Here is a 12,612-nt window from a genome sequence, read left to right on the forward strand (position 1 = left end):
TTCGCTTCGCCCCGCGCTTTTGCTAGCCCTTGCGCCGATGTCCGCGCAACTCCTCTCCCCGCCCGAATCAGGTGACAGCGACCTCTGGGTATTCGGTTACGGCTCGCTGATGTGGAAGCCGGGTTTCGACTTCGAGGAACAGGTGCAGGCGCGGCTGATCGGCGAGCATCGCGCGCTCTGCGTGTATTCCTTCGACCATCGCGGCACGCCGGAAAAGCCTGGGCTGGTGCTCGGGCTCGACCGCGGCGGCGCCTGCCGCGGCATCGCGTTCCGCGTCGCGGCGAAGCGGCGCAGCGAGACCATCGCCTATCTGCGCGGCCGCGAGCAGACCACCAACGTCTATCGCGAGGTGCACCGCTCAGTGTGGCTCGAGGACGACCCGCGGTCACGGGTGGCCGCGCTGACTTACGTCGTAGACCGCAGCCATGTGCAGTACGCCGGCCGGCTGACGCTGGCCGACCAGCTCCGCTACGTGCAGCAGGGCCACGGCCGCTCGGGCAACAACCGCGACTATGTGCTGTCCACGGTGCTCGCGATCGAGAAGCAGGGTTTTCGCGATCCGCAGTTGCACAAGCTCGCGACGATGCTGCACGACGCGCATCCCATCGAGCTGCCGCTGCAGGAAGGAACGTAGCTAAAGCGGGATGGCTCTTGTTTGAATTGGCGTGGCAGCGTTTGCCCACCTCTCCCATAGGGAGAGGTCGCGCGAAGCGCGGGTGAGGGGTCGCGGTCCATCGTTAGAGCCGCAGCCCCTCACCCGATTTGCTGCGCAAATCGACCTCTCCCCGACGGGGAGAGGTGAGGCACCTCCGACGTGGCGCCAACTCGACCTGATCTCATCATGCTCTACAGCTTCGCCTTCGCCGTATCGGGCACGGCGCCGAACAATTGCGCCTGCTCGGCGCGCGCGGCCTCGACGATACGGTCGGCGGCGCCTTCGATCGACTCGCGCAGCCGCGTCATGAACTCGTCGCGCCGCAAACCCGCCGGCAGCGGATCAAGGAATTCGACCACCAGCGTCCCAGGATAGCGCATGAAGGTGCGGCGCGGCCAGAACAGGCCGGAGTTGAGCGCGACCGGCAGGCACGGCACGCCGCTCTCGGCATAGATCTGCGCGACGCCAGTCTTGTAGCTCGGCGGCGCGCCGACCGGCCGCCGCGTGCCTTCCGGAAAGATCACGAGCTGGCGGCCGCGCTTCACTTCAGCCGCCGCGCGGCGCAGCGTCTTCACCAGCGAGCGCGGTCCACCGCCGCGATCGATCGCGATCATGCCCGCCTTGATCAGGAACTGGCCGAACACCGGGATCCAGGTCAGCTCGCGCTTGAGCATGTAGAGCGGGTGGTCGAAGAAGCGCAAAAGCTGGAACGTCTCCCACATCGACTGGTGCTTGGCGGCCACGATCAAGGGCCCTTTCGGAATCTTCTCCACGCCTCGGAATTCGACCCGGATGTTGCAGACGACGCGCATCAGGAACAGCGTCGCGCTCGCCCACCATGCGGCCAGCGTCATCATCGCCCGGCGCGGCAACACGACGGTCGGGATCGCGACGATGCTTAAGCTCACCAGCACGAGATAGAACAGCACGTTGAAGATGAGCGAGCGCACGAAGATCGAAGACATCGAATTCCCGAACACGAGTTGGTCTGGTCAGTTCACCTGCGCGGTCGCGGGCCGGCGCGGCGCCTGCGCGCCGCCGGGTTGATCCAGGAATTCCGGCGTCAGGTCGAGACCGATTCTAGCCAGCCGCACCCGCACCTCCGCCGCGACATATTTGACGTATTCCGATAGCAGGAGGCGCAGCGTTCCGCCACTCATCCACCAGGGTTCGTCGCGCCATTTATCGCCGATCACCACGAACGGGATCAGCTCGACATCTGGCATCGCGTGCGACAGTTCGACGATCGCACGCGGCATGTGGTAGTTCGAGGTGACCACGATCAGCGACTTGAAACCGCGCTCACGCGCCCAGCGCCGCGTCTCTGCGGCATTGCTCCTGGTATTGACCGCGGAGCGGTCGAGATCGACGCAGCACCTGAGCAGTGCCTGATTGCTCTCGGGCAGCGAGCGGGAAATATCGCTCGCCGCATTGGTCGGGTGAACGCCTGAGATCAGCAGCCGCTTGCCGTAGCCGGCCGCCAGCAATTCCACGGCGTCGGAGATCCGCGAGGAACCGCCGGTCAACACCACGATGCCGTCGGCGTTATGCTCGGGCTGGGTTTCGACGCCGCGCAATTGCGACAGGAACGCGACGAAGCCGAACCCCGCGGCGACGAACAGCACCGCCAGCGGCGCGACGATCAGCGCGCGCAGCCATCCGTGCGGCCGCGCTGGCCGGCGCTCTTGCGATCCGTCGTCGAGTTCAGAGCTCATCGGATAATGGCTGTCCTTCCCCGGACGCAATTTTAGTGCGTTTTCGGGCGAAGTGGAGTCCGGCCGTTCCATCAGTCGACATCATCGAGCGTGGCGAACAGCGTCCGCCGTGAGGCCCAGGCCGTGATCGCGGCGATCAATACCGCCTGCAGCGCCAGCACCAGATAGCCGGACGGCCGTAGCGAGAAGGTGCCGAGCAGGGCTGCGAACTGGTCGCCGACCGGAGTGCCCGAGAACCAGCTCGCGATCGATTCGGAGAAGCCGAAGAACAGCATCGCGACGCCGCCGCCGATCAGCCCGCCCTCGAGGCCCAGCATCAGGAAGTGCCGCAGGAAGCGGTTGGCGATGTAGCTGTCGGAGGCGCCGACGAAATGCAGCACCTCGACGATCGGCCGGTTTGCGGCCATCGCGCCGCGCGTGGCGAAGGAGACCGAGATGATCGTCGCGATGATGACGAGGGCCAGAATGCCGATGCCGGCGAACACGGTGGCGCCGCTCATCGAGCGCATGCGCTCGATCCAGGCGCGATGATCGTCGACGCTGGCGCCGGGGGCGGCCTGCGTGACCCGCGCTCGGAGCGCTGTGAGGTCGGGCGTGCCGCCGGGCTGCACCCGCGCCACGATGACGCGCGGCACCGGCAATTGCTCGATCGACAATCCGCTGCCGAGCCAGGGCTCGAGCAGTTTTGCGGATTCCTCCTTGCTGAACGGGCGGACTTCGACGATCCCACCCTGCGTCCGCATCGCCTCCGCCGCCGCTGATGTGTCGCGATCGAGATCGCGGCCGGGAGCCGGGCGGATCTGGATCGTGATCTCGCTTGCGACCTCCGACTGCCACTCGGCTGCGGATGCGCTGACCAGGAGCACCGTGCCCGTGGTCATCGAGGCCAGGAAGGTCATGATCGCCACGACAGCCACCAGCGCGCGGCCGGAGATCGAGGCGCGCGGCACGATCGGCGACATGTTGCGCGCGTTCGCCGACACCTGCGGGCGTTCATGCCCGAGGTCGACGAGCGGCACATGCTCTCGGCCGATCTTATTCATAGATGTGCAGCCGTCCCTGGTGCAGCACCAATCGCCGCGCCTCGTACTGGTCCATCAGCGTGATGTCGTGGGTGGCGATGATCACGGCGGTGCCGGACTTGTTGAGCTCGATGAACAGGCGAAGCAGCCGCCGCCCGAGCGTCGGATCGACGCTGCCGGTCGGCTCATCCGCCAGCAGCAGTTGCGGTCGCGAGATCACCGCGCGCGCGATCGCGGCGCGCTGCTTCTCGCCGCCCGAGAGGATCGGCGGCAGCGCATCCATCCGCTCGCCGAGGCCGACCCATTTCAAGAGATCGATCACCTCGCGCCGGTAGCTGGATTCGTCGCGGCCCATCACGCGGAACGGCAGCGCGACGTTCTCATAGGTCGTCATGTGGTCGAGCAGGCGAAAGTCCTGCAGCACGATGCCGATGCGCTTGCGCAGGTTTGCGATCTGGTCCTTGCTCAGCAGCGAAACGTCTTTGCCGAACAGATTCACGAGCCCGCGGGTCGGCCGCATCGACAGGAACAGGAGCCTGAGCAGCGAGGTCTTGCCGGCGCCCGACGGGCCGGTGAGGAACTGGAAGGAATGGGCGGGGACGGCGAAGCTGAGGTCGCGCAGAATCTCCGGGCCAAGTCCGTAACGCAATCCGACATTTTCGAACCGAACCAAGCTCTAGCTCCGCTCGACATTGGGTTGGACGTTGGGTTCAACTGGGGCGGCGGCCGGGAACCTCGAACCTTGGCTCAATCCTCGCGCCCGCTTCCGGCTGGGCCGGCGGGCCGAACAAAGCGTTTGTGCTTCGGTTATGGTTTCCGATTCGTTAACGGTCGCCTTGTAGCATCCCGGCGCATCCATGGTGGGGATTGGGCTCCATGCATATCGTTTGCCCGCATTGTACAACATCCTATGCGATCAAGCTGGAGACGTTAGGTCCGGCCGGGCGTACGGTGCGTTGTTCCCGCTGCAGGGAGGTCTGGCTGGCGCGGCCGGAGGATGCCGTCGACATCACGGCGCCGATGCCGGCGATGGCGGCGGCGAACAGGTCCGCCGCGTCCGATGCCGCCGCGGAATGGGAGGCGATGGCGCGGCAGGAGGAGGACGAGCGCACGCCTGTCGTCGACAGCCCCTCGATCTCGGCCGACTGGCCGGCGGACGATGCAGTCCGGCAGGACTGGCCGTCGGTCGCCCGGGAAGACGCCGAGGCTCACGTAGATGCCGAAGCCAAACCCCGCCGCCGGCTGCCAGGACTGTTCAAGCTGCCCACCCTGCCCCGCATCCGCATGCCCGCAACGAGCCTGCCCACCGCCTGCGCGGCGATGGCGGCGCTGATTGTGGCGCTGGTGGTGTGGCGCGGCGACGTGGTGCGCCTGTTGCCGCAGACCGCGCTGTTCTACCGGCTGGCCGGGCTCGAGGTGAATCTGCGCGGGGTGGCGTTCAAGGACGTCAAAGTCAGTCATGAGACAGTGGACGGCAAGCCGGTGCTGGTGATCGAAGGCATGATCGTCGGCGAGACCCGAAAGCCGGTGGAACTGCCGCGGTTGCGCTTTGCGGTCCGGGACGCGGAGGGCGCGGAGATTTATGCGTGGAACACGGTGCTGGAGCAGCCGGTGCTGAAGCCGGGCGAACGCGCCTTTTTCAAGTCCCGCCTTGCCTCGCCGCCCCCCGAAGGGCGCGACATCGATATCCGCTTCTTCAACAAGCGGGATCTGGCGGCCGGCGGCAAGGCTTAGAATACGAGACGTGTCTTGCGAAGGAGGTTAGCTCGATGCCGCGGGTGTTGATCGCCGACGACGAAGATTCGATGCGCTCGCTGGTCGCGCGCGCCATCGCCATGGACGGCCATGAGACCGTCACCGCGCAGGACGGCGCCGCCGCGCTCGAAATACTGGCGCGGGAGCAGGGCGCCTTCGATCTGCTGCTCACGGACATCCAGATGCCTGTCATGGACGGCATTGCACTGGCGCTCGCCAGCGCGCGCGACTTTCCGGAGTTGAAGATCCTGTTGATGACCGGCTTTGCCGATCAGCGCGAGCGCGCCTCCGGCCTCAATGCGATCGTGCACGACGTGGTGACCAAGCCGTTCTCGGTCGCCGATATCCGCACGGCGGTGGCGGATGCGCTCTCCGCGCGGAAGGTGGCGTAGGGTTGCGGGCGCGCTCTCTCCGTCGTCCCGGGCTTGACCCGGGACCCATAACCACAGGGAGGTGTTGTGGCGCGAGCAAGCAGTTGCGGCGAAGCCTACAACAACGGCCTGTGGTTATGGGTCCCGTCTTTCGACGGGACGACAGCTGTGTGTAGGAGCCGCTGTGTGTGGGAGCCGCACGTCGCGTCATTACGCGCGCAGCCTCAATAATCCTTCAGCAGCCGCTCGAGATAGTCGAGCTCGATCTGGGGCCGCGACGGGTCGGCGAGGCGGCGGCGGAGTTCTTCCAGGATTCGCCGCACGCGCTGCACGTCGATCTCGCCTGGGATCTTGACGGTGTAGTCGTCGCCGAACTCGCGGCCGTGCAAGGGGCGCCCGAGCGGATCGGTCTGGTTGCCGCCGCTCTGCTGCCGGCCGACGCGGTTGCCGGGGCCATCGCCGGCCTGCTCGCCCTCGCCCTGCTGCATCGCCTCGGCGAGGCTCTGCGCGCCCTTGCGCAGCGCATCCAGCGCGCGGCCCTGCGAGTCCACCGCGCCATCGGCATTGCCTTCGCCAAGCCGGCCGCTGGCGTCGCCCATCGCGGAATCGGCCTGATCGAGCCCGTCCTCGCCGTCGCCCTGATCGCCCTCCTGGCCGCCCTGACCTTGCTGACCTTGCTGGCCCTGCTGTCCTTGTTGGCCGCGCTGACCCTTCTCGCCGCGCTGGCCGGGACCCATGCCGCGCTTGGCGAGCTCTTCCTGCAACTTCTGCAGCCGGTCGCGCAGCGCCTGCTGATCCTGCTGCAGGTCGCCCATGGACTGATCGCCCTGCTTGCCGCGCATGCGGTCGCGCCGCGAATCCTGGCCCTGCTTGAAGGTCTTGTCGCGCAACTGCTGCTGCTTGCGGATCATGTCGCCGAGCTCGTTCAGAGCCTGCTCCATGTCGTTGTCGCCGCTCTGGCCGGGCTGCGCCATCTGCAGGTTCTCCAGCATCTGCTGGAGCTGATCGAGCAACTGCCTTGCCGCGTCCTTGTCGCCGGAACGCGACAGCCGCTCCATGCGGTCGAGCATGTTCTTCAGGTCCTGCTGGCTCAGGACCTTGGCGTTGGGATCGAGCGGGCGCGCCAATTGCTGCGGGTTGTTGCGGAACTGCTCGGCGAGCTGGCGCATGAAATTGTCCAGCGCCGCGCGCAGATTGTCGGTGAGCTTCTTGATCTCCTCGTCGCTCGCGCCACGCTCCAGCGCCTGTTTCAAGGCGTCCTGCGCCGCGCGCAGCGCCTTGTCGACGTCGGTGATGTTGCCGTCCTCGATGGTGACGGCAAGCGCCCACAGGCTGGCGACGACCTCGCGCAGCGCGTTGTCGGTATGGGCGGCCTCGAGCTGCCGCGCCACGCTGTGCAGGCCGAGATAGGTGCCGGCCTCGGGCGTGAACATTTCCGGCGCGATCAACAGCGCGTCCAGCGCGGCGTAGACATCGGCGTTCTTGTTGGCGTCGAGCGCGAGAATGCGGCGCTGCTCGATCAACGCCCGCGCCAGCGGTTTCGTGAACAACCGCTCCGGCAGGCGCATGTTGAACGGTTCGCTCTTGGCCTCATTGCCGGCCTCGTCCTTTGCCGTCAGCGTCAGCGTCACATCCGCGCCGGCATAGGGGTCTTCGCTCAAATCCTTGACGGTCTGGCCGACGCCATTGCGGGTGCGCGCGTTCGGCAGCACGAGCGGGAATTGCGGCGGCTCGAACAGCGGCCGCACCTCTGCCGTCCTGGTTCCGGCATTCCCGGGGTCCTTGCCAGGTTCCTTGGGCGCATCGCTTGGACGCGCGACGAACTGCGCGCGCGCTTCGGTGATGCCGTAATCGTCCTCGAGCCGGTAGGACAATTGCAACGAGCCGCGCGCCTGGCGCTCGGGATCCTTGGCCAGGGCGATCGACGGCGGACGGTCAGGCGTTGCGGTAAAACGCCACAGCGGCTGGCCGGCCGGCGCGCGGACATGCGCGGTGCCGTCGCCAGCAATCTTGAAATGCCGCTCGTTGGTGCCCTTCGGCGCCTCGTCGCTCGGGGCAACCTCGGTCACGCCGCCGCCGACCACGACGTCGATATTGCCGCCGCTGGAACGCACGAGCAGCGTGCTGCCGGCGGGAACCGCCAATGGCCCGCTCTCGGCGGCAGCCGCTTCCCGGTTCGCCGACGACAGGATGATCGGCGGCTTGCCGGTATAGTTCGGCGGCGTCACCCAGGCATCGACCCGGATATTGGTCGGCGCCAGCACGCCATTCCAATCGAAGGCGGAGGCGAAACGGAGAGAACGCTCGTCGCCTGCAGCGATATAGGTGCCGACCAGCATCACGATCACCAGCGCCCGCAGGGCCCAGGGATCATGGATCGGAAGCCGCGGCGACGGCAGGCCGGCACGAATGCGCTTGAGCGAGGCCAGCGTGCGCTCGCGCTGTGCCTGCCACAGCGCCTGCGAGACCGGGTCCTGGCTCGTGAGCGTATCGCTCAGCGCGGTCGCCGGGCGATGGCGGATGCCGGTGCCGCGATCGAGCCGGCTCAAGCCCTCCTCGCGCGTCGGCCAGCGGAAGCGAACCAGCGGAAACAGCGCGCCCAGCGCCAGCAGAGCGAACAGGCCCACACCGGCGAGGCGCACCGCAAGCGGCAGCGCCAGCCAGAGTCCCGCCCAGGAGACGACCAGGAACAATCCGATGACGGTCAGAAACCGGGCCAGATACGGCCATACGCGCTCCCACGCGATCGCGTATTGTGCCCGCTGCAGGGCTTCGTTCAATTTTAGCCGCGCGACGGCGTCATGCTCGCGCGCGGGTTCAGTGGGGTCGCCGCTCAATAAAATCTCCGGGTTGCCCGACACGTCACCTTACCACAAGGGCGGCAATGAGGCACCCGTTCCGTTCCGGCAACCCACACGTGGAATTACGCATAACACGAAGGCGTGACTGCGCGTGAGCGACCCCGTAACGTCGCCGCCACAACCCCAGATCATGAGCCGAAATCGGGCCATGATCTCATTTTTGTTCGGGCATGGAAAACCGGTTTCCATCTTTCCGGATCATGCTCTCGGAACTGCATGAGGAAACGTTATGGACCAAAAGACGCACGACAAAGGCCTGGAAATCCGCAAGGCCGTGCTCGGCGAGGCCTATGTCTCCAACGCGCTCAAGAACGTCGACAGCTTCAACAAGCCGTTCCAGGACCTGCTCAACGAATATTGCTGGGGCTCGGTATGGGGCCGCGAGGAATTGCCGCGCAAGACCCGCAGCATGCTCAACATCGCCATGATCTCGATCCTGAACCGGCCGCATGAATTGCGCGCGCACCTGAAGGGCGCGCTGACCAACGGCGTCACCCGCGAAGAGATCCGCGAGATCCTGATGCAGGTCGCGATCTATGGCGGCATGCCCGCCGCCGTCGACAGCTTTCGTATCGCGCGCGAAGTATTCGCCGAGATCGATAAGGCGTAACGCCTTCTCCGCCGTCGTCCCGGCCAAGCGAAGCGCGAGCCGGGACCCATAACCACAGGCGGATGTGGTTGCGAAAACTGGGGCCACCGGCCGACGCCACAACTTCTCCCTGGGGTTATGGGTCCGGGGTCAAGCCCGGGACGACAGTGAGTGTGTGGCGTGCTGTTTCGCCGCAACGATCTCACAATAACGATGCAAACAACGATAAAGGAAACACCATGGAAATTGGATTCATCGGCCTCGGGAACATGGGTTTTCCGATGGCGCGCCGGCTGGTCGAGGCCGGGCATCAACTTACCGTGTTCGATACACGCAAGGAGGCCGTCGAGCGGCTGACCGCGCGCGGCGCGCTGGCCGCGTCCTCGCCAAGGGCGATCGCCGACCGGGTCGAGACCGTGATGGCGAGCCTGCCCTCGCTGCAGGCCTCGCTCGAGGTCGCGACCGGCGCCGGCGGCGTGATCGAGGGCGAGCGCGTCAAGCGCTTCGTCGATCTCTCGACCGTCGGCTCGCAGATGGCGGTACGCATCCATGACCTGTTGGCGAAGCGCAACATCGTGCAGATCGATAGCCCCGTCAGCGGCGGCGTCGGCGGCGCCGAGAAAGGAACGCTGGCGGTGATGGTCTCCGGTCCGCGCGCGGACTACGAGGTGCTGAAACCGGCGCTCGACGTGATCGGCAAGGTGTTCTTCATCGGCGAGAAGCCGGGCTCGGGGCAGACGATGAAGCTCGCCAACAATTTCCTGTCGGCGACTGCGATGGTTGCGACCTCGGAAGCGGTGGTGATGGGCGTGAAGTCCGGGCTCGATCCGGCCGTGATGATCGATGTCATCAATGCGGGCTCGGGCATGAATACGGCGAGCCGCGACAAGTTTCCGCGCTCGGTGCTGCCGCGCACGTTCGATTTCGGCTTCGCCACCGGCTTGATGGTGAAGGATGTGCGGCTGTGCCTGGACGAGATGAAGTCGCTCGGCCTGTCGATGGAAGTCGCCGAGGCCGTCGGCCGCCTCTGGGAAACCGTGATCCGCGAGACGGGACCGGACTCCGATTTCACCTCCGCGATCAAGCCGGTCGAGAAAGCGGCGGGCGTCGTGGTCGGCGGGACAAAGGGCAGTCACGCAGCGAAGTGAGCCGTGAAGTGAGATGTGGTCCCGGGGCTAGCTGTCGTCCTGGGCTTGCCCCGGGACCCATAACCACAGGGCGTTTGTCGTGGCGCGAGCAAGCGGTTGCAGCGGAGCACACCACAAACACCTGTGGTTATGGGTCCCCGCTTTCGCGGGGACGACAGCGGTGCGGGACGACACCGCACAAGGTGATCCTCGAGCCAAAATAAAGACCGCCTTGCGGCGGTCTTTACGACTTCCATGAAGATGTTTTGTGTCGGTCGCTTTTTGTAGCGCCTATCGCGCAAGCGCTATTTTGAGTTGCGACGGCGCCTGACGTACCAATAGACGCCTGCGGCGACGAGGAAGGGAAGGCCAGCGCCAGCGGCGGGGCCCGGCGCGCCACGATACGTTCCCTGGCCGACATAGGTGTAGACCTGGTCGGGAGGGAAGAACAGCGTGGCCGTGAAGTACACACCGGCGGGCACCGCCGCCGCCATCAAGAGGAAAATCGCGAGAACCCAGCCTGGCAATGACATTGTTACACCCCCGCTCAGCCGCATTTGATAATATTAATCTCACTCGAATTTAAATACCTGTCAACGAAGATTTAATATTTAAATGGCAGGCATGCGAAAATGACGCAGGCATCTGGGCAGAAAGTGAAAATACTACGCCCTCTCCGAGACTTATCAGTCACACCGACAACCAGCGGGCACTGCTCCGCGGCTGTGAGATGGTGTGATTACCGTTCTGTTAAGGCAAAAGCTGCGCGGCGCGCCCGTCAGAGCCCAAAACGGCTCCCCCAAGCCTCCGCACTGCACCGGGAATTCGTCCGGGAGGCCCGATTATTGAAAACTCCCGCTGTCGCGCGGATTTTTCAATCGTTAAGCTGAATTATAAGCCTGTTAAATCGCGACGGGAATTTAAATGAATTAATTCCCGATCGCCACTCACAGCCACGGGGCGGGCTTGTCCATCGCGATCAGCGCCTCGACGTCGACGCGAGGGCGCACGATGGCATACTGATCGTCCTTGACCAGCACTTCCGGCACCAGGGGCCTGGTGTTGTAGCTGCCGGACTGCACCGCGCCATAGGCGCCGGCGGTCATGATCGCCAGGAGATCGCCGGGCTTGGGCTCGGGCAGCGAACGGTCGAGCGCGAGATAGTCGCCGCTTTCGCAGACCGGGCCGACCACGTCGGCAACCATCGTCGGCGCGTCTTTCTTGGCCTGCCGCACCGGCAGGATGTCGTGATGCGCTTCGTACAGCGTCGGCCGGATCAGGTCGTTCATCGCGGCATCGATGATGACGAAGTTCTTGGCATCGCCATGCTTCACATAGATCACGCGGGTGAGGAGGATGCCGGCATTGCCGACGATCATCCGCCCCGGCTCGAACATCAGCGTGCAGCCGAGGTTATGCGTCACGCGCCTCACCATCGCCGCATAGGCGTCGGGTGCCGGCGGCGCCTCGCGGTCCATGTAATAGGGAATGCCAAGGCCGCCGCCGAAATCGATATGCGAGATGTTGTGGCCGTCGGCGCGCAAGGTCTGGACGAATTCGGCAAGGATCCGGAACGCCGTCTCCATCTTGCTGAGATCGGTGATCTGGCTGCCGATATGCATGTCGGCCCCGCGCACCTCGATGCCCGGCAGCTTCGCCGCGCGGGCATAGACGTCTCTCGCACGGGAGATCGGGATGCCGAACTTGTTCTCGGACTTGCCGGTCGAGATCTTGGCATGCGTCCCGGCATCGACGTCAGGATTGACGCGCACCGAAATGCGCGCGGTCTTGCCCATCTCGGCCGCAAGCCGCGACAGCAGTTCAAGCTCAGGCTCGGATTCGATATTGATGCAGAGGATATCGGCGGAAAGCGCGGCGCGCAGCTCGGCCTCGGTCTTGCCGACGCCGGAGAAGACGATCTTCGAGGGCGGGATGCCCGCGGCAAGGGCTCGCTTCAATTCGCCGCCCGAGACCACGTCGGCGCCGGCGCCAAGCTTTGCCAAGGTGCGCAGGACCGACTGGTTGGAATTCGCCTTCATCGCGTAGCAGACGAGCACCTTCTCGCCGGCGAAGGCTTCGGTGAACACCCGGTAATGGCGCTCCAAGGTCGCGGTCGAATAGCAATAGAATGGCGTGCCCACGGTCTCGGCAAGCCTGGACAGGTCAACGGCTTCGGCGTGCAGCACGCCGTCGCGATAGTCGAAATGATTCATGGCGCGCTCAGTCGAGAAGCGGGTCGAGGACGAAGGATCGCTGACGACCCTTGGCCGCAGCCGGCGGCGCATCCGTTCCGTAGTTCGGATTGAACAGGCTGGGCTGGGCTGCCCGCTGGGTCTCGGTATCTTGCGGCGCGGCCGGCGTCTGCGCCGAGCTCGCGGTCGGCGGCAGGTCGAGCGGTCCCTTGCGTCCGCAGCCGCCGAGCGTCAGCGCGGCAACGCCGACAAGGATGAGAGCCCATCCCGACCGGGTCAGGCGGTGGTTACTGGTCACGACGAAATCCCCAATGCGGGCCGCACC

General features: G+C 65.5%; 13 protein-coding genes. 5 read left to right on the forward strand and 8 right to left on the reverse strand.

From position 1 onward, the window contains the following. Positions 1–37: 37 nt before the first annotated feature. Positions 38–634, forward strand: a complete 597-nt coding sequence (locus tag YY7_RS0113705; protein ID WP_028163760.1) for a gamma-glutamylcyclotransferase — start codon at positions 38–40, stop codon at positions 632–634. Positions 635–846: 212 nt separating this feature from the next. Here the strand turns inward: YY7_RS0113705 and YY7_RS0113710 are convergent, their stop codons facing one another. From YY7_RS0113710 to ftsE, 4 genes are all read right to left on the reverse strand, one after another. Then, positions 847–1,620, reverse strand: coding sequence for a lysophospholipid acyltransferase family protein (locus YY7_RS0113710; RefSeq protein WP_028163761.1), 774 nt, complete (start codon positions 1,618–1,620; stop codon positions 847–849). Positions 1,621–1,647: 27 nt separating this feature from the next. Continuing rightward, positions 1,648–2,370, reverse strand: a complete 723-nt coding sequence (locus YY7_RS0113715; RefSeq protein ID WP_028163762.1) for a YdcF family protein — start codon at positions 2,368–2,370, stop codon at positions 1,648–1,650. 71 nt (positions 2,371–2,441) lie between these two features. Next, on the reverse strand, positions 2,442–3,413 hold the full coding sequence (locus YY7_RS0113720) for a cell division protein FtsX (protein WP_028163763.1): 972 nt from the start codon (positions 3,411–3,413) through the stop codon (positions 2,442–2,444). Then, positions 3,406–4,065 (reverse strand): cell division ATP-binding protein FtsE, encoded by a 660-nt coding sequence (gene ftsE, locus YY7_RS0113725; RefSeq protein ID WP_028163764.1) that lies wholly within the window; start codon positions 4,063–4,065, stop codon positions 3,406–3,408. The genes YY7_RS0113720 and ftsE overlap by 8 nt, the downstream gene beginning before the upstream one ends. 203 nt (positions 4,066–4,268) lie before the next feature. On the opposite strand from ftsE, the gene YY7_RS0113730 reads away from it, so the two are divergent. Together YY7_RS0113730 and YY7_RS0113735 are read left to right on the forward strand one after the other, a co-directional pair. After that, positions 4,269–5,126: an MJ0042-type zinc finger domain-containing protein gene (locus tag YY7_RS0113730; RefSeq protein ID WP_028163765.1), complete on the forward strand. Its 858-nt coding sequence runs from the start codon at positions 4,269–4,271 to the stop codon at positions 5,124–5,126. 35 nt (positions 5,127–5,161) lie between these two features. Beyond that, the gene (locus YY7_RS0113735) at positions 5,162–5,539 is read left to right on the forward strand and encodes a response regulator (RefSeq protein WP_028163766.1); all 378 of its coding nucleotides are present in this window, start codon (positions 5,162–5,164) and stop codon (positions 5,537–5,539) included. 203 nt (positions 5,540–5,742) lie between these two features. On the opposite strand, the gene YY7_RS0113740 is transcribed toward YY7_RS0113735, so the two are convergent. After that, positions 5,743–8,355, reverse strand: a complete 2,613-nt coding sequence (locus tag YY7_RS0113740) for a TIGR02302 family protein (protein ID WP_028163767.1) — start codon at positions 8,353–8,355, stop codon at positions 5,743–5,745. 253 nt (positions 8,356–8,608) lie between these two features. Here YY7_RS0113740 and YY7_RS0113745 point away from each other — a divergent pair, with 253 nt between their 5' ends. After that, positions 8,609–8,989: a carboxymuconolactone decarboxylase family protein gene (locus tag YY7_RS0113745; RefSeq protein WP_028163768.1), complete on the forward strand. Its 381-nt coding sequence runs from the start codon at positions 8,609–8,611 to the stop codon at positions 8,987–8,989. 218 nt (positions 8,990–9,207) lie between these two features. Then, positions 9,208–10,116 carry an NAD(P)-dependent oxidoreductase gene (locus YY7_RS0113750; protein ID WP_028163769.1) on the forward strand — a complete coding sequence of 303 codons (909 nt, stop codon included), beginning with the start codon at positions 9,208–9,210 and terminating at the stop codon, positions 10,114–10,116. A 284-nt stretch (positions 10,117–10,400) separates the two neighbouring features. Here the strand turns inward: YY7_RS0113750 and YY7_RS0113755 are convergent, their stop codons facing one another. The 3 genes from YY7_RS0113755 to lptM form a co-directional block, all read right to left on the reverse strand. Beyond that, entirely contained in the window at positions 10,401–10,628 is a 228-nt protein-coding gene (locus YY7_RS0113755; RefSeq protein WP_028163770.1) for a hypothetical protein, read from the reverse strand. A gap of 414 nt (positions 10,629–11,042) precedes the next feature. Continuing rightward, entirely contained in the window at positions 11,043–12,308 is a 1,266-nt protein-coding gene (gene lysA / locus YY7_RS0113760) for a diaminopimelate decarboxylase (protein ID WP_028163771.1), read from the reverse strand. Positions 12,309–12,315: 7 nt separating this feature from the next. After that, complete coding sequence (gene lptM / locus YY7_RS0113765) at positions 12,316–12,585, reverse strand: LPS translocon maturation chaperone LptM (RefSeq protein WP_028163772.1); 270 nt, start codon at positions 12,583–12,585, stop codon at positions 12,316–12,318. Positions 12,586–12,612: the final 27 nt, after the last annotated feature.

It is taken from the genome of Bradyrhizobium elkanii WSM2783, assembly GCF_000472865.1.
GTDB lineage: Bacteria > Pseudomonadota > Alphaproteobacteria > Rhizobiales > Xanthobacteraceae > Bradyrhizobium > Bradyrhizobium elkanii_A.

What these genes read in the sequence shown, in the direction of transcription:
- YY7_RS0113705 (WP_028163760.1), top strand. Translation starts at nt 38, where the DNA reads ATGTCCGCGCAACTCCTCTCCCCGCCCGAATCAGGTGACAGCGACCTC.
- YY7_RS0113755 (WP_028163770.1), bottom strand. Translation starts at nt 10,628, where the DNA reads ATGTCATTGCCAGGCTGGGTTCTCGCGATTTTCCTCTTGATGGCGGCG.
- YY7_RS0113710 (WP_028163761.1), bottom strand. Translation starts at nt 1,620, where the DNA reads ATGTCTTCGATCTTCGTGCGCTCGCTCATCTTCAACGTGCTGTTCTAT.
- YY7_RS0113715 (WP_028163762.1), bottom strand. Translation starts at nt 2,370, where the DNA reads ATGAGCTCTGAACTCGACGACGGATCGCAAGAGCGCCGGCCAGCGCGG.
- lysA (WP_028163771.1), bottom strand. Translation starts at nt 12,308, where the DNA reads ATGAATCATTTCGACTATCGCGACGGCGTGCTGCACGCCGAAGCCGTT.
- YY7_RS0113720 (WP_028163763.1), bottom strand. Translation starts at nt 3,413, where the DNA reads ATGAATAAGATCGGCCGAGAGCATGTGCCGCTCGTCGACCTCGGGCAT.
- YY7_RS0113735 (WP_028163766.1), top strand. Translation starts at nt 5,162, where the DNA reads ATGCCGCGGGTGTTGATCGCCGACGACGAAGATTCGATGCGCTCGCTG.
- YY7_RS0113730 (WP_028163765.1), top strand. Translation starts at nt 4,269, where the DNA reads ATGCATATCGTTTGCCCGCATTGTACAACATCCTATGCGATCAAGCTG.
- YY7_RS0113750 (WP_028163769.1), top strand. Translation starts at nt 9,208, where the DNA reads ATGGAAATTGGATTCATCGGCCTCGGGAACATGGGTTTTCCGATGGCG.
- YY7_RS0113745 (WP_028163768.1), top strand. Translation starts at nt 8,609, where the DNA reads ATGGACCAAAAGACGCACGACAAAGGCCTGGAAATCCGCAAGGCCGTG.